This window comes from Oceanospirillum sediminis (assembly GCF_014164585.1).
GTDB classification, from domain to species: domain Bacteria; phylum Pseudomonadota; class Gammaproteobacteria; order Pseudomonadales; family Halomonadaceae; genus Oceanospirillum; species Oceanospirillum sediminis.
Genome location: NZ_JACJFM010000001.1, coordinates 269,016 through 290,746, shown reverse-complemented (window position 1 = coordinate 290,746; position 21,731 = coordinate 269,016). Strand labels below are relative to the sequence as shown.

At 47.1% G+C, this 21,731-nt stretch carries 14 protein-coding genes; 9 read left to right on the top strand and 5 right to left on the bottom strand.

All coding sequences use genetic code 11. The annotated features are described in order from the left end of the window. The first annotated feature begins 139 nt into the window (after positions 1-139). Both dnaB and H4O21_RS01230 read left to right on the top strand, forming a co-directional pair. Positions 140-1,543, top strand: coding sequence for a replicative DNA helicase (gene dnaB, locus H4O21_RS01235; protein WP_182807014.1), 1,404 nt, complete (start codon positions 140-142; stop codon positions 1,541-1,543). A 143-nt stretch (positions 1,544-1,686) separates the two neighbouring features. Beyond that, positions 1,687-1,983, top strand: coding sequence for a hypothetical protein (locus H4O21_RS01230; protein WP_182807013.1), 297 nt, complete (start codon positions 1,687-1,689; stop codon positions 1,981-1,983). Positions 1,984-2,072: 89 nt separating this feature from the next. On the opposite strand, the gene H4O21_RS01225 is transcribed toward H4O21_RS01230, so the two are convergent. Then, positions 2,073-2,957, bottom strand: coding sequence for a prephenate dehydratase (locus H4O21_RS01225; protein WP_368737505.1), 885 nt, complete (start codon positions 2,955-2,957; stop codon positions 2,073-2,075). A gap of 220 nt (positions 2,958-3,177) precedes the next feature. On the opposite strand from H4O21_RS01225, the gene H4O21_RS01220 reads away from it, so the two are divergent. Continuing rightward, positions 3,178-4,800 carry a methyl-accepting chemotaxis protein gene (locus H4O21_RS01220; RefSeq protein ID WP_182807012.1) on the top strand — a complete coding sequence of 541 codons (1,623 nt, stop codon included), beginning with the start codon at positions 3,178-3,180 and terminating at the stop codon, positions 4,798-4,800. 107 nt (positions 4,801-4,907) lie between these two features. Here the strand turns inward: H4O21_RS01220 and H4O21_RS01215 are convergent, their stop codons facing one another. Beyond that, entirely contained in the window at positions 4,908-5,714 is an 807-nt protein-coding gene (locus H4O21_RS01215; protein WP_182807011.1) for a nuclease-related domain-containing protein, read from the bottom strand. A 276-nt stretch (positions 5,715-5,990) separates the two neighbouring features. Here H4O21_RS01215 and parC point away from each other — a divergent pair, with 276 nt between their 5' ends. The 5 genes from parC (at position 5,991) to H4O21_RS01190 (ending at position 14,022) form a co-directional block, all read left to right on the top strand. Continuing rightward, the gene (gene parC / locus H4O21_RS01210; protein ID WP_182807010.1) at positions 5,991-8,246 is read left to right on the top strand and encodes a DNA topoisomerase IV subunit A; all 2,256 of its coding nucleotides are present in this window, start codon (positions 5,991-5,993) and stop codon (positions 8,244-8,246) included. 161 nt (positions 8,247-8,407) lie between these two features. After that, positions 8,408-8,899 (top strand): very short patch repair endonuclease, encoded by a 492-nt coding sequence (locus H4O21_RS01205; RefSeq protein WP_368737504.1) that lies wholly within the window; start codon positions 8,408-8,410, stop codon positions 8,897-8,899. A gap of 262 nt (positions 8,900-9,161) precedes the next feature. Then, a complete protein-coding gene (gene nadN / locus H4O21_RS01200; RefSeq protein WP_182807009.1) occupies positions 9,162-11,078 on the top strand; it encodes an NAD nucleotidase in 1,917 nt (638 codons plus the stop codon). A 296-nt stretch (positions 11,079-11,374) separates the two neighbouring features. Then, positions 11,375-11,890: a YgjP-like metallopeptidase domain-containing protein gene (locus tag H4O21_RS01195; RefSeq protein WP_182807008.1), complete on the top strand. Its 516-nt coding sequence runs from the start codon at positions 11,375-11,377 to the stop codon at positions 11,888-11,890. Positions 11,891-12,141: 251 nt separating this feature from the next. Then, positions 12,142-14,022, top strand: a complete 1,881-nt coding sequence (locus tag H4O21_RS01190; RefSeq protein WP_182807007.1) for a methyl-accepting chemotaxis protein — start codon at positions 12,142-12,144, stop codon at positions 14,020-14,022. Positions 14,023-14,118: 96 nt separating this feature from the next. Here H4O21_RS01190 and H4O21_RS26230 read toward each other — a convergent pair whose 3' ends face one another. The 3 genes from H4O21_RS26230 to H4O21_RS01175 all read right to left on the bottom strand — a co-directional run bounded on the left by H4O21_RS26230 (position 14,119) and on the right by H4O21_RS01175 (position 20,337). Next, positions 14,119-16,641, bottom strand: a complete 2,523-nt coding sequence (locus H4O21_RS26230; protein WP_182807006.1) for a putative bifunctional diguanylate cyclase/phosphodiesterase — start codon at positions 16,639-16,641, stop codon at positions 14,119-14,121. 46 nt (positions 16,642-16,687) lie between these two features. Further along, positions 16,688-17,602 carry a substrate-binding domain-containing protein gene (locus tag H4O21_RS01180; RefSeq protein WP_182807005.1) on the bottom strand — a complete coding sequence of 305 codons (915 nt, stop codon included), beginning with the start codon at positions 17,600-17,602 and terminating at the stop codon, positions 16,688-16,690. A gap of 311 nt (positions 17,603-17,913) precedes the next feature. Beyond that, positions 17,914-20,337: a response regulator gene (locus tag H4O21_RS01175; RefSeq protein WP_182807004.1), complete on the bottom strand. Its 2,424-nt coding sequence runs from the start codon at positions 20,335-20,337 to the stop codon at positions 17,914-17,916. Positions 20,338-20,658: 321 nt separating this feature from the next. Between H4O21_RS01175 and H4O21_RS01170 the strand changes: the two genes are divergently transcribed. Beyond that, positions 20,659-21,609 carry an LbtU family siderophore porin gene (locus tag H4O21_RS01170; RefSeq protein ID WP_182807003.1) on the top strand — a complete coding sequence of 317 codons (951 nt, stop codon included), beginning with the start codon at positions 20,659-20,661 and terminating at the stop codon, positions 21,607-21,609. The last annotated feature ends 122 nt before the right edge of the window (positions 21,610-21,731 follow it).

The following is a 21,731-nucleotide window of genomic DNA, read 5'->3' as shown; positions in this document are numbered from 1 at the left end:
GGCGTAAGCCATGTGCCTTTTTTTATCGCTGATCTTTGGTAGCCAGAGATGATTCTCTGAATACTTCCGGCTAAACTTCCACTGCACTTGCCCTGTCAGGGCCTCCTTGTCTGTATAACTCCCGGAGAAGTTCTGTCTCATGTCTGAGCGATCATCTGTCGATAATCAAACAGAAGCACTGAAAGTCCCTCCTCATTCACTGGAAGCTGAGCGTTCAGTGCTCGGTGGCATGCTACTGGATAATGAAGCCTGGGATGGTGTGGCTGAACGTATTACAGCCAATGACTTCTATCGTAAGGATCATCAGCTGATTTTTATGGCGATGGAAGGACTGGCTGAGAAGGCTCAGCCTTTCGATGTGGTGACGATTTCAGAGATTCTGGATCAGAAAAATGAACTGGAGCAGATTGGTGGGCTGGCCTATCTGGCAGAGCTGGCCAGAAACACGCCATCCGCCAGTAATATTGTGGCATATGCTGAAATTGTCCGTGAGCGTTCAACCCTGCGTCAGCTGATCAGAGCATCCAATAAGATTGCAGAAAACTCTTTTGATACTCAGGGGCGAACGTCTGATGAGTTGCTGAATGAAGCTGAGCGTCTGGTATTTGAAATTTCTGAATCCCGGCCAAAATTTGGCGGCCCTGAGGGCATGGTCAGTATTCTGAAAAAGACGGTTGAGAAGATTGACGAGCTGTATAAGCTCGACTCAGCCATGACAGGTATCAGCACTGGCTTTAAGGATCTGGATGGCATGACTTCCGGGTTGCAGCCATCTGATCTGGTTATCGTCGCCGGTCGTCCTTCTATGGGTAAAACCACCTTTGCCATGAATATTGTCGAGAATGTGGCGCTCTCTCAGGATAAGGTGGTTGTCGTTTTCAGTATGGAAATGCCCAATGATTCCCTGATGCTGCGTATGCTGTCCTCTCTGGGGAGGATTGATCAGAGCAAGGTACGTACTGGTAAGCTGGGAGATGAAGACTGGCCCCGCCTGATGTCTGCCGTGAACCTGTTACAGGAGCGGCCGATGTTTATTGATGATACGCCAGCACTGACACCGAATGAAATGCGTTCCCGTGTGCGCAGACTTTATCGGGAAAATGGTGACATCGGTCTGGTGATGATCGATTACCTCCAGTTAATGCGGGTTCCAGGGTTATCTGATAATCGTACGGCAGAGATTTCTGAAATCTCCCGTTCTCTGAAGGCTCTGGCAAAAGAGTTTAACTGCCCGGTAATTGCTCTGTCTCAGCTTAACCGGAGTCTGGAGCAGCGTCCGAATAAGCGTCCTGTCATGTCAGATCTGCGTGAATCCGGAGCGATTGAGCAGGATGCGGATGTTATTGCCTTTATCTACCGGGATGAGGTGTATAACAAAGAAGATGAGAATAATAAGGGCCTGGCAGAAGTGATTATCGGTAAGCAGCGTAATGGACCTATTGGTACGGTTCATCTGGCTTTCCGGGGACAGTTTACCCGTTTTGAAGATCTGGCACCGGAGCATTACAGCCAGTACGCTGCGATGAGTGGTTCAGATGAATAAATCGTCTATGCTTCATTTTACGGTTTAACTATTTGTCGGGTAAACAGAGTGAATTCAGGGTAAAACCTTGTCTGTTTATAAATACACTCTATAATCCCCTGCCTTAATTTCAGATGAAAACTAACAGATGCTGAGGAATCTTCATGGCTGGTAACTTCCGCGGTGGGCGTCGGGCCCGTACTCCAAAACTGCAGGGCAAGGGAACACTGGAATCGGTTTCGACGGAAGGGCCTTTCCAGGAATGGCTGGGGATGCCTGAGCTTTATCGCCATACCCTGCAAGTGGATGGCGAAGAGTTTTCCTATCAGACTGAAGAACCTGAACTGTCAGTATCTGTTGGTGATATTGTCGTTTTTCGTTATAAAGAAACGGCCAAAGGCCGCTGGATTGATCGTAACTCCCTGGGCGTATGGATTGACCCTGCTACCTATAATCAGTGATCGGATGCGTTTTCTGAATAAAAAAGCCTGCCATCTGGCAGGCTCTTTTATATCGTTCATCTGAACCCGTGCCACGACCTGACCGATAATCAGGATAGCGAACGTCCCTGCTGACGCCATGGATGAGGCTTATATGTACCCAGAATACGAATATCCTGGGCAAAAAATGCCAGCTCTTCCAGGGCGTTAATCATTCCCTGGTCCAGCTGATGGGCCTCTACATCCAGATAAAAAGAGGTGGCCTGGAAGCTGCCTGTATCCATGTAGCTTTCCATTTTGACCATATTGATATTGTTGGTTGCAAAGCCTCCCATCGCTTTATACAAGGCTGCAGGCAGGTTGCGTACGCGGAACATCAGTGAGGTCACATACTTCTGACCTGGTTGATAATCCGGTGTAGCCGCTTCACGGGACAGAATGATAAAACGAGTGGTATTGCCATCATGATCCTGAAAATTCTCTTTCAGAATATCCATCTTGTAAAGCTCGGCAGCCAGAGACGATGCAATCGCAGCCCGGCTCTTATCCTGCAGCTGCATAATTTCGTGAGCCGCACCGGCGGTATCTGATTTAACATCAGTCTCCAGACCCAGTTTCATAATATTGTTATCACATTGTGCTAAAGCTTGTGGGTGGGAGCAAACTGTGCGGATTTCATCCAGTGTGCTGCCTTTCAGTCCAATCAGACAGTGGTTAATACTTTCAAAATGTTCACCGATAATAGACAGCTGAGTTCTGGGCAGCTGGCGATAAATTTCTTCAACGCGTCCTGCTGTAGAGTTTTCGATAGGAATCATGGCCAGGGCCGCCTCCCCTTTCTCTACTTTCTGCATGGCTTCGGTAAAACTGCCGCATGGAATTGGGGTCATTCCTGGCCGGGCTTTTCGGCAGGACAGATGTGAATAAGCCCCCGGATGGCCCTGAAAAGCGATGATCTGATCGGCGTCGGCGGTAGAAATATTGATCTCTGACACGGAAATCTTCCTTGCTAGAACTTAGGTTACAAGACCCATACAAAAAACAAAGCCTGCTCTGTTCTTTTTTATGTACTTTGGTACAAGAATAACCGGGCTTGTAATATGTATGCTAAAAACATTATTAAATAACCCAATGACTTTTCAATCATATGGGTCTAAAACAAATATCAAATAATAAAAAAATTGCGCTTAATCAAATAATCATGCGGAGAGCAATATGAGTCAATCCTCCCCGGGAATATCAATACAGACCAAAATTACGGTCGCTCTGCTCCTGGTCTTTGCGATTGTGTTTGTAGTATCTATGGTGTTCAGTGTCAGGAATGAACGAGCTATGGTCGAGGAAGTGATTCTGCAGCACACGCAGGATACTGCAGATTCATACTTTGATGCCGTCAACATCATGATGATTACAGGTACATTGCAGAACAGGGATATTTTGCGAAAAAAGGTGATGAGCCAGCCTGATGTGGTGGATGCACGCATCATTAGAAGTGAAGAGGTCAATAAAGTATTTGGTCCGGGTTTCCCTGAAGAAAAGATATCTGATGATCTGGATCGCAGAGCCATTTCAGGTGAAAAAATTACGCAGATATCAGAGGGAGACAGTGGTCGTGTGCTGACGGTACTGAATCCTATTATAGCAAGTAAAGACTACCGGGGAACAAACTGTCTGATGTGTCATATTGTACCGGAAGGTACTGTGTTAGGTGCAGTCAGGGTCAGTTATTCGCTTGGCACCCTGGATAGTCATATCAGTGCCAATCTGATGCGTCTGGGCATCACGCAGGTTTTGCTGTTTACTGCAGGCTTTATCGTTATTCTGTATTTGCTGCGTCGTTTAATCGTAAAGCCGCTGAATAACGTCAGAGAAGTGATGCAGCATGTGGAAAGAAATTCAGACCTGTCGCTAGAAGTACAAAATACCAGCACTAATGATGAGATTGGCGCACTGGCCTCTGCATTTAATAACATGCTGGGTCGCTTCCGGGGAAGCATGCAGCAGGTTGCAGGTATGACGCACCAGCTTAAGTCTGCTGCGGAAAGTATCTCTCAGGTTGCAGAAATGACAGTATCGGCTGTCGATAGTCAGCGCAGGGGCACGGATACTGTGGCCAGTGCAATGCAGCAGGTCGAGACTAATGCTTTTGAAGTGAAGTCTTATGCTGAGAGTGCTTCAGAAGCCTCTGCCAGTGCAGACCAGCAGGCTCAGATTGGCAATCAGATGACAGAGAGAGCAATTCAGGCAATCAGCCATCTGACTGGAGAGATTGAACAGGCTTCTCAGGTTATATCTAAAGTTGGAGGTTACAGTACAGAAGTTGGTACGGTGCTGGATGTGATTACATCTATTGCAGAGCAGACTAATTTGCTGGCTCTGAATGCTGCAATTGAAGCTGCCAGAGCGGGTGAGGCAGGGCGAGGCTTTGCTGTAGTGGCCGATGAGGTACGTTCTCTGGCGAACCGGACCCATGAATCAACTCTGGAGGTACACAAAACCATTGAACAGTTGCAGCAGGAAGTTGCAGAGGCTGTTCAGGTTATGGAAGGTGCCCAGAAGAGTACGCATTCCAGCGTTGAAGAAGTGCAGAAGGTTTCTGATGCGTTGAGTGAGATTGCAGAAGCGGTATCAGGTATTAATGCTCTGAATAGTCAGATGACTATATCGGCACAGCAGCAGGAGCAGGCTTCTGCTGAAGTGAATAAAAGTGTTCAGGAGATTGGCCTGATTGCCGAACAGACTTCCAGTGATGCTCAGCAAGGGGTGGCGGTAAGTGAGAGCCTGTTGCAGCTGGCTGTTCAGTTGGAAAAAATGGTAAGCCAGTTCAGATTGAAGTAAAGCAGGCTTTAACCATGTAATGAAAAAACGAAACGGAGCAGAATGCTCCGTTTCTGTTTCTGGATGATCCGATGAATTCGTCTGATAACCCTGATGTGAACCAGCCGTTACTTTCCACCTTCAGCCGATAGCTTTTTTCGACTGGGTTTAATATCCCGTGCTTTGATAACACCAGGGCCACCGCCAACCCGTTTTGTTCTGACAATAACGCGCTTGGCAGGCTTATAAGTTGTACTCTGGCTGGCATTTGTCATCTGTTCTGGTTGAGCTACTGGATAGCTTTCCCGATCGATCTCTTTACCCAACAGAAAATCGGCGCAGGCATACATATCTGATGACATAAAGCGGAAAACGTCCATGCCACCAAACTGCTGGTACACTCGCTTTTTATAAGAGTTAAAGTGTCGTGTAATGGTCTGTATCAGTTGTTCTGAAAACAGAATATTAGAAGAGTTGATTCCGTTACCCTGCAGGCTGGACTTAGGTGCCTGAATAAACATCAGCTCAATTGGCAGGCCATCGAAGTTTTTCTGCACACCGTTGTGTTTGCTCATAATATCTTCGGTGTGTTTTACCAGATAATCTCTGAGCGCTTTACTGACGTGCTTATACAGTTCTGTAGGGTTTTCCAGAGGAATATCTCTGCCTTTTACGCTGCGTGACCATTCCTGACGATAGTTCACCTCAATCTTACCATACAGCGTCCGGCTGTTTATCAGGGTGATGCCATAGGTATGAATTACCGCCTGATCGACAGTAATTTTCCGATCATAAACATCAACAACCAGGTTGTTGATTACGATGTGATCCTGAACGTCGTTATAGGCCTGTTTCAGCTTTCTCGCGACATCGGCGCAGTTCTCTTCAGCCAGGCTGTCTGTGTCGGGACGAAAGGTATAATCAGTAAGAATCATATTCTTTACTCGAAGATTCGGTCATTGATACCCGGTTATACATACCCGAACAAAGCATTTCGGTACTATCCTGTTTATCGCAGGAGAGTGCGACAACTTTGAATAGCAGAGAAGCTTGTGCTCAGATGATCAGTCAGATACCGGAAGAAAAGAGTATACAGGGATTATCGGCCGATGCTGCTATATCTGAAGAAAACCGGACAGATAGTGCTGTAAGAATAAACAGATGTTAGACTGATATCAGAGTTTTTAACCTGTTATGGATTATATTCGCCAATGAGCGCACAGATAAACCACGAGGGTGTCGAGCAGATTTCGCTTAAGCAGTACACCGAAAAAGCCTACCTTGATTATTCCATGTACGTGATTCTGGATCGGGCACTACCCCACATCGGGGATGGCCTCAAGCCTGTTCAGAGACGTATTGTTTACGCGATGTCGGAACTGGGCCTGAAAGCCAGTGCCAAGCATAAAAAATCAGCACGTACCGTAGGCGATGTACTGGGTAAGTTTCACCCTCATGGCGACAGTGCCTGTTATGAAGCTATGGTGTTGATGGCTCAGCCTTTCTCTTATCGTTATCCGCTGATTGATGGCCAGGGCAACTGGGGATCGGCCGATGATCCCAAGTCATTTGCAGCGATGCGTTATACCGAAGCGAAGCTGGCGAAGTTCGCTGAGTTGCTGTTGTCAGAGCTGGGGCAGGGAACCGTCGACTGGTTGCCTAATTTTGACGGTACTCTGTCTGAGCCTGCCGTACTGCCATCACGCGTGCCTCATGTACTGCTCAATGGCTCTACCGGTATTGCTGTCGGTATGGCTACAGATATTCCGCCACATAACCTGAAAGAGGTGACCCAGGCCTGCATCCATCTGCTGCATCATCCTGAATCCGATGTAGCAGACCTGATGCGGTTTGTGAAAGCACCGGATTATCCGACCGATGCTGAGATTGTTACGCCATCTGCTGACTTGCAGAAAATCTATCAGACCGGACGTGGCGGTGTCCGCATGAGGGCTGTCTATCAGGTTGAGGATGGCGACGTCGTCATCACAGCTCTGCCTCATCAGGTTTCCGGAGCAAAAATCCTGGAGCAGATCGCTGCCCAGATGCAGGCGAAAAAGCTGCCAATGGTGGTTGACCTGAGAGATGAATCCGATCATGAAAACCCGACTCGTCTGGTCATAGTACCACGTTCAAACCGGGTTGATATTGAAGAGCTGATGGCTCATCTGTTTGCCACGACAGACCTGGAAAAGAGCTACCGTGTTAACCTGAACATGATTGGCACGGATGGCAAGCCTCAGGTGAAAGGCCTGGTTCAGATTCTGACGGAATGGCTGAATTTCCGCCGGGTTACGGTGCGTCGTCGTCTGGAGTATCGTCTGGAGAAGGTACTGGACCGCTTGCATATTCTGGCGGGCCTTTTGATCGCTTTTCTGAATATTGATGAGATTATTGAGATTATTCGTCATGAAGATGAGCCTAAACAGGAGCTGATTCAGCGATTTGATCTGACTGAGCGTCAGTCTGAAGCCATTCTGGAACTGAAACTGCGTCAGCTGGCTAAACTGGAAGAGGTGCGTATCCGGGGCGAGCAGTCAGAACTGGAAGATGAGCGTAAGCAGCTGGAACATCTGCTGGGTTCAGAGTCAGCGCTGAATAAGCTGATTGAAGATGAACTGTCGGAGGATGCGGATAAATTCGGTGATCTGCGACGCTCACCTCTGGTTGAGCGTATGGAAGCAAAAGCACTGGATGAAACTGCTCTGGTCAGCGCGGATCCGGTCTCTGTCATTCTGTCAAAACAAGGCTGGGTACGGGCGGCGAAAGGCCATGATATAGATCCTGAAGGTCTGAATTATAAAGCCGGGGATGGCTACCATATGATGTGTCGGGGCCGTTCTAATCAGCAGGTGGTCTTTATTGACAGCAGTGGACGAAGTTATTCGTTGCCAGCCCACACGTTACCATCAGCCCGTGGGCAGGGTGAACCTCTCACAGGAAGAATTAATCCACCTTCGGGTGCGACATTCCAGGGACTGATTGTGGCCGAGGAAAAGCGCCGTTTTGTGATGGCCAGTGATGCCGGTTACGGTTTTGTCGTTGAATCCTCTGATATGCTGGCGAAAAATAAAGCGGGTAAAGCGCTGCTGACAGTTCCTAAGGGATGTGAAGTCCTGCCTCCTGAAGCAGTGCCAGCCGATGATACCGATGCCAGAGTTGCCGTGGTGTCCACAGAAGGACGCTTACTGTTGTTCCGTATGGATCAGCTGCCTGTGCTAAGCAAAGGTAAGGGCAATAAGATGATTGATATCCCTACAGCCAAATCTGCTGGACGTGAGGAGTTTGTCAGGGACTTTGTGGTACTGGCTAAAGACGATCAATTGGTAGTTCATGCTGGTAAACGTCACCTGGTGCTGAAGGCTGCAGATCTGGAGCACTACCAGGGGGAACGGGGACGCCGGGGAAATAAACTGCCCCGTGGTTTCCAGAAAGTGGATCGGATAGAGATCCGCTCTGAAGACTAACCTGCATTCATGTGCTGATAATAAAAGGCTGATCCCTGCCTTTTATTATCAGCCCTTCTTGCTTCAGCCTGCTGGATTTCTGCTTTCTCTGTATCCGTTTTTGTTATCTGTCCTGGTTGTACCGCTTTTTCATACCGCTTCCTCTCATAGCGGAATAATGAGTGCTGAAGACGATGACCGATGTTCATGACAGGGCCACCCGTTCTAAAAATATGAAAGCGATCCGGGCTGAAAATACCCGTCCGGAAAAATATATTCGCAGCTTACTACATCGACAGGGCTTCCGTTTTCGTATCCATTGTCCTGAGCTGCCTTCTAAACCGGATATTTACCTTCCTCGTTATAACGCGGTGATCTGGATACACGGTTGCTTCTGGCACGGCCATGATTGTCATCTGTTCAAATGGCCCAAAAGTAACCCCGAGCGCTGGCGCGAGAAAATTCAGGGTAACCGTCAGAGAGACCGGAATAAACGTCTGGCTCTGCATGAACAGCATATCCGGATACTGACCGTCTGGGAGTGTGCACTTAAGGGCAAAGAGCGTCTTTCTGAACAGGAGCTGGTTGCCAGGCTGGAAGAGTGGTTACTGAATATTGATCATGACTGTGATATCAGTGGTGAGGGATTGTTTCAGACTGATGTAGTAGATTGATTTTTATCATAATTATTTTTCGTTTGTTCTGCTGTCATTTCTCAGACATAAAAGCTTCAAAAAACAGTTACTTCTCTGTCAGAAAGTGTCGCTTAAGTATTAGCCGAGCTTTTACTCAATCGCATTACATACCTGAACAAAAGTATTTCGATGCTATCCAGTTGTTGGCTGGAGAATACAGCAATCTTTTACAAATACATGGCTGTTCCGGTGCTTAATACGTTTGCTGTAATGATTTTCTGATGAATCCGAAGGATCTGTTATGCCTCTGTGTGCTAAAAAACTAATGCTTCCTCTGGCAGTATCCGCTGTACTGGCCGGATGTAATGGTAGTGGGTCAGATAATAATGATGACAACACTGCTTCTCCACTATCCATGACGCTGTTACACATGAATGACCACCACTCTCACCTGAGAGCAGATTCTTTTGATTATGACGTGTCTGCACTGGGGCTGTCTGCGACTACTGAGAGTGGGGAAAGTATCTCTGAAATTGAAGTCAGCTACGGGGGCTTCCCGATGCTGAAGAGTTTGTTTGACCAGAAAACGTCAGAAAGCAGCAATGTACTGAAGATTCATTCAGGCGATGCGATCACAGGTACTCTGTATTACACCCTGTTTAATGGTTCCGCTGATGCCACCATGATGAACCAGATCTGTTTTGATGCGTTTGCTCTGGGGAATCATGAGTTTGATGGTGGTGATGCCGGGCTGGCAACCTTTCTTGATAGCCTGAATTCTGGCAGTTGTGGTACCCCGACTCTGGCTGCAAATGTTGTGCCCGCTCAGACATCGGCTATTCGTGAAGGATATATTCAGCCTTATGTGGTGAAAGAGATTGAGGGCGAGAAAGTGGGCCTGATCGGCCTGGATATCGCTCAGAAAACAAAAGAATCGTCACGCCCGGATGACGGCACTGAGTTTCTGGATGAACAGATCACCGCTCAGCAATATATTGATGAGCTGAAAGGGCAGGGCGTTAATAAGATTATTCTGGTCACTCATGTTCAGTATGAGAAAGATCGTGAGCTGGCCCGTAACCTGAGTGGCGTGGATGTGATTGTCGGAGGTGACTCACATTCTCTGTTGGGTGACGACACTTTTACTCAGCTGGGCTTTAATACTGTGGGTGAGTATCCGACGATTGAAACCAATGCCGATGGTGATCGGGTCTGTGTGGTGCAGGCCTGGGAATATGCGCACCTGATGGGGAAACTGGATATTGACTTTGATGCTGAAGGGAAAGTCACATCCTGTTCCGGTATGCCGATGATGCCCATTGAAGCAAGCTACCGTTATGAATTTGCGGATGACGATACCCGAATACTGGACAGCGCTGATACTCTGCGAGTGAGTCAGGCATTGACCAGTCATGATGAACTGGTTGTCGTAACGCCGGATAATGCGACAGAGCAACTGCTGGTCAGCTTTGACAGTGAGCTGGATGCTCTGAAGCAACAGGTCATTGGCACTGTATCCGATAATCTGTGTCTGGAGCGCTGGCCCGGACAGGGACGTTCTTCGCTGTGTAATGTTTCTGAAACCTATACCAATGGCAGTGATATCTCTAACCTGGTTGCGAAAGCGTTCCTGACAGTGACGCCCACAGCGGATATTGCCATTCAGAATGGCGGTGGTGTGCGGGTTGATGTAGCTAGTGGTGATTACACCATTGCTGATGCTTATACTCTGTTGCCTTTCTCTAACACGCTGGTGACTCTGGAAATGACAGGCGCTCAGATTGTTCAGGTGCTGGAAGAAGCTCTGGCAAATACACTGGATAATGGCGGATCGTCAGGTTCTTATCCTTATGCATCGGGCCTGCGTTTTCATATTGATGCGTCAGCTCAGGGACGCAGGGTTTCTGCCGTTCAGGTTAACTCCCGGATAGCCGGGCTATGGACAGATATTGATCTTAATGCGACCTATACTGTGGTGACGAACGACTTTATCGCTTCAGGGCGTGATGGTTATGATACCTTTGGTACGGTATACAATGCCGGTCACTTCACTGATACCTATACCGAGTATGCACAGGGCTTTGTGGATTACATGAAGCAGCTGACGGAGCAGGGGCAGACACTGACTAAGCTTCCGGTATCCGAGTATAGCACTCAGAGTTACACCGGGCGGGATGGTTGTAACCATAGCCTGCAGAGTGATTGCTCCGGTTATTAATACGGCTGAATTTTCCATTTATCAGGCGTGGGTCATCAGATCCACGCTTCTGATTGTTGTAATCTCCGTTGTCATATTGTGATGGCTGTTTTTTCTGTCTCCGGCTACTTCGTTTATCACCTTTCATTATTTTTTCAATCGGATATTGATTATTATCTGAAGCCTGTCTGAATATCCCAGAGTTTTTTGATACCGGGATATCTGAACAATAGAGTCTGAATATTTTTCTGCTACTGGCAGGAAAATACTACGATGTCTGGCAGAGAAGCTTTTGTTCTGTTGTATATGTGAGTCTTATGTCTGATTTATCTTATCTGAAGGGATATCCCGAAAATATCCTACTGCAAGCCCGTAAACTGATCGATCAGAATAAACTGGATCAGTATCTGCTGAAACGTTATCCGCAGTGTCACGATATTGTTTCTAATGAACGCCTGTATGAATACTCGATGTCGCTGAAAAAGTGCTATATGAAAAAAGCGCCACCTTTAAACCGGGTATGTTTTGACCCTTCCGTAAGTGTCATTCATCATGCATTAGGTATTAACGCTCATATTACCAGGGCTCATGGGGGCAAGCTTAAAGCCCGCCGTGAAATCCGTATTGATTCTTGTTTTAAACAGTGCCCGGAAGATTTTCTTCGAATGATTGTTGTGCATGAGCTGGCGCACCTGAAAGAGCGGGAGCACAATAAAAGTTTTTATCAGTTATGCCAGCATATGGAACCGGAGTATTTTCAGCTGGAGCTGGATCTCAGATTGATGATGACATGGCAACAGATTTACCAGACAAACCTCTATATTAAGGATTAATTTACCAGGATATACAAAAAAACATATATTTTTGCTTGTACCTGCCTACAACTAAAGAGGTATATTGCTCAAATCACTGTACTGTCACAGGAATAAGATATCTTCTTTATTTTGTCCTACGCTTTAAATAAGCTGATATTTGAAATGCAGTGAACTAAGGGAATAAACAGGACGAAAATAACCAATAAAAAAAGGATCCATCAGGGAGGATGCGTAACGCAGCAAATAGATCTGAATACAGGTTGAGCCTTATGAAAGTTTCCCAGAAAGTCGCCCTTCTGGCGTCCGTGATAGTTGTTCTTACCTTTGCTATATACTCCTGGCTGCAATATCACTCTGTCAGGGATACCCTGATGGAAAAAACGCAGCAGTCCACTCAGGAATCTGCTTCTGTACTGGGTTTTCAGATTACGAACTGGCTGAATGCCAAATTGCGCCTGATTGATATGATGGCAGAAAACATTGATCAGAATTTTAGTGCAAAGACGATCCAGAGTACGTTTGATCTGCCTCTGCTGAAAAAAGAATTTATTCTGATTTTTGGCGGCCTGGATACCGATGGTAAACGCATTACTAATGACCCGGACTGGAACCCACCGAACTGGGATGCCCGTAAACGTCCCTGGTATCCGTATGCAAAGAGTAATAAACAGGCTGTACTGACAGACCCTTATGCGGATGCTGCAACTAAAGAGATCCTGATCTCTGCTGTGGCTAATCTGTACGACAAGGGCCGCTTTATGGGGGCTTTTGGCGGTGATCTGAGCCTTAAAACAGTCTCCGATGCGCTTAATAAGCTGAATTTTCATAACTCAGGCTATGCTTTTCTGGTCAGTGCTGATGGCAATATCATCAGTCATCCCAATGGGGATATGAATAGTAAGGATTATTCTGAACTCTTTGGTGGTCAGGCGCCTGCGATGACGACTGAACTTAAGGAAGCGTCTTCAGCAGGAGTAGATGTACTGACCGGCTTTTATCGTCTGGAAGGTTTGCATGGCAGTGACTGGCTGGTTGGTGTGGTGCTGGAAAAAGATAAGGTCATGGCAGAAGCCAGTGAGCTGGGTATGATGGCGGTGATTGCGACTCTGGTCAGTGCTCTGGTGTGTAGTGTGGCTCTTTATGCTGCCGTTACCCGGCAACTGTTACCTTTGCAGCATCTGAGACAATCATTGCAGGATATTAACCGCGGTGAAGGAGATCTGACCCGACGTCTGCCGATAGAAAGCAACGATGAATTCGGTCAGGTGTCTTCAGATTTTAACCAGTTTATTGAGTATCTGCAGAACCTGATCCGACAGGTGAAAGAGATCACCTCTGAAGTGCGTAGTAACAGTGATATGACAGCCTGTGCCGCTTCAGATGCTTCTAACTGCCTGACATCGCAATTGCATGAACTGGACCAGCTGGCAACAGCGATGCACGAAATGTCCGCCACCGCCCATGAGGTTGCACAGAATGCTCAGAACGCAGCAGATGCTGTGAACCGGGCTGATGAAGCAGCTGCTGTAGGGGCTGATGTGGTATCCCATACGACCAGTGCGATTGCTTCGCTGTCTGAAGATATGGACAACGTGGTACAAACCATTAATGAGCTGGCTGGTTACAGTAATAATATCGAGTCTATTCTGACCGTGATTACGGATATTGCTGAACAGACCAATCTGCTGGCGCTTAATGCTGCCATTGAAGCTGCTCGTGCTGGTGAAATGGGGCGGGGCTTTGCTGTGGTAGCGGATGAAGTTCGTGCGCTGGCATCCCGAACTCAGGAGTCTACAGAAGAGATCAAGAATATGATCCAGCAGCTACAATCCTGTGTTCGGACCGCCGAAAACACTATTGCTAAAGGCCGGGATAAAGCTCAGCAGACTCAGCAGGAAGCCAGTGAAGCCAACGAAGTGCTGATTAATATCCGGGGTAATATCTCTGAGATCAGTCAGATGACCATTCAGATTGCTACGGCAGCAGAAGAGCAGAGTGCAACGGCTGAAGAGATTAACCGGAATGCGTCCAATATCCGGGATCTGGGGCAATCAGTTGCTGATGGGGCAAAAGCTCAGGAAGGCAATTGTGTCACCATGGCAGAACTGACCGCACGTCAGGATACTGAACTCAGTAAATTCAGAGTCTAAGCCGCCATCATGCAGAGGCCGGTATTATACCTGCCTCTGTTAGCAGCCATTATCAGAATGGTGAGTGTTGCATCAGGACGCTGATAAAGGCTCATATTACCTGTTTTTCCGGGCCTTGCAGTAGGTTACCAGGTCATCAAAAGGTAATGGGCGAGAATAAAAGTAGCCCTGGATTTCATGGCATCCTGCTTTTTTCAGAAACTCCATCTGTTCCTGATACTCAACACCTTCTGCTGTAACGGCCAGGCTAAAATTCTCAGCCAGGCTGAGCATTGCTTTGACAAGGGCTATGCTGTCGTTGTCATGCGGGAGGCCATCAACAAAGGACTTATCAATTTTAAGCCGGGTAATTGGCAGTTTTTGCAGAAAGCTCATAGCGGAGTAACCGGTACCAAAATCATCAATTGCCAGTTGTAATCCCATGTTCCGGATTGTTTGCAGGATCTGTATCGCTTCTTGCTGGTCAGAAGCAATAAAACTTTCTGTCATTTCCAGTTCAAGTTGCTCAGGAGTAATACCTGTATCGGCGATCATCCCTTTCAGCTCCTGCAGAAAATCCCGGTGATTCAGCTGGATATTAGACACATTGATACTGATATGCTGCAGATGAATTCCCATGGACTTCAGGTGGATAAAATCCTGGCAGCCCTGTTTTAATACCCATCTTCCTAGAGCATTAATCAGGCCGGATTCCTCCGCCAGAGGGATGAAACGATCCGGTGGTATGAAGCCATGCTCAGGACTGACCCAGCGTACCAGTGCTTCCACGCCGGTTATCTGGCCGCTGACAGGGGAGATCTTCGGCTGATAATGAAGTACAAACTGATTTCCATCCTGAACAGCCTGTCGTAGTGCTCTATGCAGCCGGGCTTTTTCCTGAATATGTCTGGACATGTCTTCGGAGAAGAAGCAGAAGTTATTACGTCCGGCTTCTTTGGCCTGATACATGGCGATATCGGCATGTTTGATCAGGTCGGTTGCTGTATCGCCATCCTGGGGATATACCGCAATACCTATACTGGACGAAATCGACAGCATCTGTCCGTTAATATTGAACGGACTGCGAAACACATCCAGTAACTTTCTGGCTGTGCCGGATAAGTCCTGTAATATTTCCTGACGTTCAATCAGAATATTGAATTCATCACCACCAATTCGGGCGAGAGTATCCGTTAATCCAACATTGTCTCTGAGTCTCTCGGCCACCTGAGCCAGTAACAGATCACCCACATGGTGACCCAGAGTATCGTTGACCTGTTTAAACTGATCCAGATCCAGGTACATCAGTGCCAGTTGATGTTTATCTGTTCTGGCCTGTTCCAGAGCATAGCTGAGCCGGAATGAGAAAAATCGGCGATTGGGCAGCTGGGTCAGTACATCATGGTTAGACAGATACTCCAGGCGAGCTTTGGAGGTTTCCAGGGCGTTTTCTCTGTCCCGGATTGTATCGGCCAGCTGGTTCAGTTTGATCGAGATCGCTTCCAGCTCATCACCTGTTTCAAGTACATCCTGACCAGAATAATTCTGTTGTTCAATATGATGTATCTGTTGCATTAATGCTCGCAGAGGGCGCTGCAGGCTTCTGTTTACGGCCAGATAGACAAAGAACAGGCTGAGTAGTGCCAGAGTAATCAACAGTAACAGGAAACGATGGCGGTTATTCTGTAGCAGTTCGACCAGAGGGGCTTTTTCCATATAAGCCAGGGTATAAACCGGATCTTCCAGCCCGGAGAGCTGATAGCCCCCAATGTAGTACTCATCTGTTGTCAGTAAAGGAAAAAGAGAGTCTGTGTCTATTTCTGTCAGTTCTGGCAGGGCACTGAAACCAGAAGGGAGTTGATCTGTCAGGTGTAGTTCCAGGTTCAGGTTGGCAGATAGTTGATTAAAAAACTGACTGCCTAGTAAGCGACTCATCTCAATATGAGCAACCATTTTTTCCGGATGATCGGGGTTGGTAATACTCAGATGAGAGGTCATCATCAGACCATCAGGGTGACTCCGGTATGTGACCAGGCTGTTTCTTTTTACCTCGTCGCCGGGATACAGAAACTGATGTTGCAGGTCGATGCCATCCTGTTCCGCTCTGTTAAGCGGGACGGCAACATATTGGTGTCCCAGTTCCTGTTTTCGGTACAGTACTCTGCTGCCATCATGATACGAGATAACGTTCAGGCTGAAGCCCAGTGCTGTGCGGCGTACATAAGCGACCAGATCACCATTCTGATCATACAGGCATATGGTATCGTTAAATGATAATTTGACCCGGCTCAGTAATTCTTCCGCTAATAGTTTCTTTTCTTCGTCAATCAGAAAGGCATTGTAGCTGTGTTTATCCTGATAGTTGTTGATCAGCTCAATGGCTGCGATGCTGGTGTCATGACTGCGGATAAAGAGTATGCCTTCCTGTAATCCGGATTCAATCTGTCTGAGATTGTAGGCCAGACGCTGAAAACCATACTGCATTCTGATTTCTGTATTACGCAGAAAGCTTTGTTGCAGAAAGTGCTCAAAGTAAATACCCAGGGCCAGTAAAACAATCATACCGGCCAGGGTGACTAACATAGAGAATCGACTGGATAGCCGGTTGGAATATTTTTTCAGCCAGGAAAACGTACCCACAATATCCTCGTATATTTTTATGCTGCTCAGATCGCCCGGTTAAGATTCAGAACACGGGGGCTATATCGGGTGCATTGTCCCGTGTTACCAGAAGATCTGCGCCAATCAGATATTTATGGGCTACGGGCTGGCCTCTGATAATTCTGAGGGCCGCATCTATTGCTGCTTTTCCTCCCAGCGGAAAATAAACTGAAGCGGTTTGCTCTCCTTTCAGAATGGCGGCTTTCGCTTCCGATATGTAGTCGCAACCTACAGTAATAATAGAGGATGGCGAGATATGGTGTTTGTACAGAACGGCCCGAACACCACTGAGCATGCTGTCGCTCTCTGAGAAAATAGCATCGACTTCAATACCATCGTTTAACAGCTTTTCTGTTACTCTGAGGGCATCTTTGCGTAGAAAATTGCCCGTTCTTTTTATCACCTGAATCTCCGGGTAGTAAGACATTGCCGTCATAAATCCTCGGGTACGCTGATGGGTAACATCGGCAGACTGTATACCTTCCAGCAACAATACTTTCCCTTTCCCCTGGAGCTGATCTGCGATATAACGGCCAGCCAGATGACCGATTGCCGTATTGTCGGAATGAATAAAGGTAGTGTACTGGTCTGTATTCACTCCCCGGTCCAGAATAATCACTTTGATACCGGCCTGATGGGCTTTTTCGACGACGGGTACCACTGCCTGAGCATCGTTAGTACCGATGATGAGAACATCAACCTGTTGCTTGATATAGGTCTCGATCTGGTTTATCAGCAGTGATGTACGCCCTCTGGCATCCGAATAAATAAAACGTATTTCCGGGTAATCTGCCGCTGTTTTCCGGGCTTCCAGCACCTGATGTTTCCGGAAATCATTGGCCAGCGTATCCTGAGCAAAAGCAACAACGGCGGGTTGAGCGGCAAAGACCGGTAAGGTCAGTGGAAGCAGAAAAAGCAGCATCAGGGACAATATACGCATAACGGACTCTTATGGTTGGTCAATGTTGCAGCGTTTTTGTCTGAAGGAGCTGCAGGCTGACCGATTTTACATGTCGGCAATAGAATTTAATCAGATGGTTAACATTATAGGTATATTGGTTGCATGTAATGTAGTGAAAGTATATTTCTTAAGCGTGATTTGTGACTTGCATCAAACATCTGCGGGAGAGAGGGCTTCAGGGTACGGCAGAGCGTACAGCTCCATACATTATTCTGACATGGACAACGGGGCTGAAATAGCCCCTTGCACATACTTACATCACACTTCTTTCAGAACCAGTCGCGGCTCTGTCAGTTATTGAACAGATCTTGCTGTACCTGACTGAGAAACAGAGCGATATTCTGCTCCAGCCGGGAGAGTTCCGGGCTTATTGCTTCGACTCCTTTTTCTCTGACGGCTCCTTCCAGTCGGGTCAGTTGTTCTGTCAGTTGATCGGCTGAAACGTTTGCCAGCATGCCTTTACTCTGATGTAAGACTCTCAACAGGTTTTCAGTATCATTGTTATTCAGGTGCAGGCGAATTGAGGTCAGCTGAGCAGGCAGATCCTGCAGTACAGGTTCGATCGCAGCCTGCATCAGTAAAGGGTCTGCCAGCATGCGCTCCGAAAAACTACTGAAGTTAAATACTGGCAGATAGGGCTCTGAGTCACTGGTAACGGCAGATGTCACTTCTGATTCTGTTTCAGGCAACCACTGCTGCAGCATGGACTCCAGAGCACTTCGCTTAACGGGTTTGGACAGAAAGTCATTCATGCCAACCTGAATGCAGCGCTCAGATTCAGCAGCCATCGCGTTGGCGCTGAGCGCAATAACAGGCACATCAGCAGATGTAGCCGCCTGATTGAGCTGGCGAATATGCTGAGTTGCCTGATAGCCATCCATTACCGGCATCTGGCAATCCATAAAGATCAGATCAAAAGCCTGCTCTTTAACTCGTTCCAGTGCTTGCTGACCGTGTTCTGCTACCTGTACTGTCAGCCCATACTTCTCCAGAATACCCCGTGTGACAATCTGATTGGTTATATTATCTTCCACTACCAGTATTTTTCCAGAGAACTGAATACCCGGTGTTTTTTCTGTCTCTGTATTGAGGGGTGGAAGAACGCCGGTAACCTGAATCAGGCTGTTAAGAAGTTCGGATGGAATAATCGGATGCCGGATGACTGCATCGTATTTCTGATAAAAGTGACTATCCTGCAGGATGGCCGGATGACTAAGCAGAATACACCGGAGTCCGGTACAATCGGTCTGATTAGTGATCTGATCAATCAGACGCACTGTCTGCTTCTGTTCTGTTTTTTCATCTGCGAGAATCAGGTTGAAAGGACGGCCTGATAGACGAGCATTATCCAGTACTTCAAGCGCGGCGTCATAACTGGAAGTAACCTGATGGGCAATATTCCAGTGATTCAGTAGCTCATTCAGCAGCTGTTGATAACAGCTATGGCTGTGCATAACCAGTACTCTCAGATCCTGCAGTGAATCCGGGATACTAATTTCGGGTGACCGGGCTTTTTCCAGTGTCAGGGTAAACCAGAACGTTGTGCCTGTGCCAGGCTGACTATAAACCTCGATATTACCGCCCATTAACTCAATGAGTTGTCGGGAGATGGTCAGCCCCAGACCGGTTCCCCCATACTGGCGGCAGGTGCTTTGCTCCGCCTGCCCGAAACGCTGAAAGAGTTCAGATGTTTGTTCATCGGTCATACCGATGCCCGTATCGGCGACAGAAAACCGCAAGGCTAATTGATGTTCCGATTCGGAGATAATGTCTGTACTGACCCTTACCTCACCCTCAGACGTGAATTTTATCGCATTAGATAACAGATTGTTCAGCACCTGACGAATCCGCAGAGCGTCAGCCCGTACATGGCTATGGGCGATAAAGTTAGCTGGACAGATCAGATCCAGTTGTTTTTCTTCGGCTTTTATCGCATACACTGAAGCGACATCTGCCATCAGTTCCAGCAGGTTAAACTCGGTATAATCCAGTTCAATCTTACCAGCTTCGATTTTCGACAGATCAAGAACGTCGTTGAGAATACCCAGCAGTGATTCGGAGTTTTTCAGGGCCAGGTTAATCAGACTCTGCTGCGCCGGGTTCATACCGGAATCCTGCAGGAGTTCAAGCGTGCCGATAATTCCGTTAAGTGGTGTCCTTATTTCATGGGACATATCAGATAAAAAAGCCGTTTTATTTTCTCCGGCAACCTGCAATTGTTTGATCTTCTGACGTAACTCAAGCTGGGATATCACTTCACGGCTCAGAATCTCCAGAGCATTGCGTTGCTGATCATTAAGGATCTTAGGCTTATCACTGATGGTACAGAGGGTGCCTATCGCATATCCCTCCGGAGTGATCAGCTGAGCACCGGCATAGAAACGGATATTAGGTTCGCCTGTGACCAGAGGGTTGTCATGGAACCGGATATCTTGTGTCGCGTCGGGTATCTCGAAAATATGCCGCTGATGAATAGCATGTGCGCAAAAGGCAATATCCCGTGATGTTTCAGATGCATCAATCCCTCTGGCTGATTTAAACCACTGACGTTCCGGATCAATCAAACTGATCAGTGCAATTGGCGTATCACATATTTCAGATGCCAGTCGGGTCAGGTCATCGAAGACCTTTTCTGCTTCTGTATCAAGGATATCGTAATCAAACAGTGCCTGGAGCCGCTGTTTTTCGTCTGCAGGAAGGTCTGCCCTGATCATAAATGCTGTCCTGATATGTTACTGACGTATGAAGTGACCGGATCACTACATTCTGGAAGTCATATTTACTGTGTTTCTTACCTTATGTTAGCAGAGGCCCTGCCGGTTAAAGAATATAGCGTTTTGGCGTATATGACTTACCTCCGTTCTGATTCACACATTCGTAACATTGTAAGCTTGTGTTTCAAATAAAAATCATTATTATTTGCATTGCATTCGTAACTGTTTGAGAAAAATCAAATATATTAATAAGGCTGCTTTTAATATTTTTGCTTTATATCATTCGGTAATACCCATTCCAAAAAATATAAAGAACGATTCATGATGCAAAAAAAGCTGTTAGTAACCATGATCTCTGCCGCTTTGGCCGGCATATCATATAATGCGCAGGCAGACTCACATGAGCCTGTATTTAATGTAAGTGGTCTGGCCGAGGTGGCTTTAGCCTCTACAGATGAAGATGATGGCAAAACAGATCTGTATCTGGATGCTGTTGAGTTGACAGTAGATGGTACAGTTAATGAGTTTATTAGCTTTTCTACCACACTAAAATATGAAGATGATCCAGACAGCGACTCAGACTTTAATGTCGATGAGGCTATCATTATTCTGGGTGAAGAGGGTGGTAATGTCAGCCTGACGCTGGGTATGACAGGCATTCCATTCGGCGTGATTGATGGCTCAACGTGGACAGGTCCTCTGACAGATGACTTCTCTGATAATACTGATGATATTGCGATTCTGACGCTTGGTGCCGGTGCCTTTGGTCTTGAAGCCTACGCGTTCAAAGCAGATCAGGAAAATGATGACAATATTGAGAACTTTGGTGCCAACATTGGTTTTGAACAGAACGGGCTGGTTCTGGGAGCAGGTTTCCTGAATAACATTGGTAACACGGAAGCGTTCGGGCAGACTGAGAAAAGTGCTGCTTTCCGCATAAATGCATCTTATACCATGGGCGATATCATGGTTTCTGCAGAGCATCTGCAAGCCAGTAAATTTGATGATCTGAATGGCGCTAAGCCTTCAGCCAGCCATATTGCACTGGATGTTGGTACTGATGTAATCGGTGCTCCCGGTGTGATTGCTCTGGGTTACAGTACAACAGATGATGCTGAATCAATGGATCTGGGTGAAAGCTTACTGGTAGCTTCTGTAAGCCGTGAGCTGGGTGACAATGCTGAAACTATCCTAGAGTTTACCCGGGAAGAGCCATATGGAAATGGTGATGCGGTTAATACCGTAAACTTGGTACTATCTGCGTCTTTCTGATCAGATAGTCAACAGATTGCAGAGCTATTTCTTCGGAGCATATATCAATCGCATCGCATGGCCAGTTTTTTACTGGCCTGCTTCCTTTCTCTCTTATATGTTCCGGGGAATATCGGTCTGTA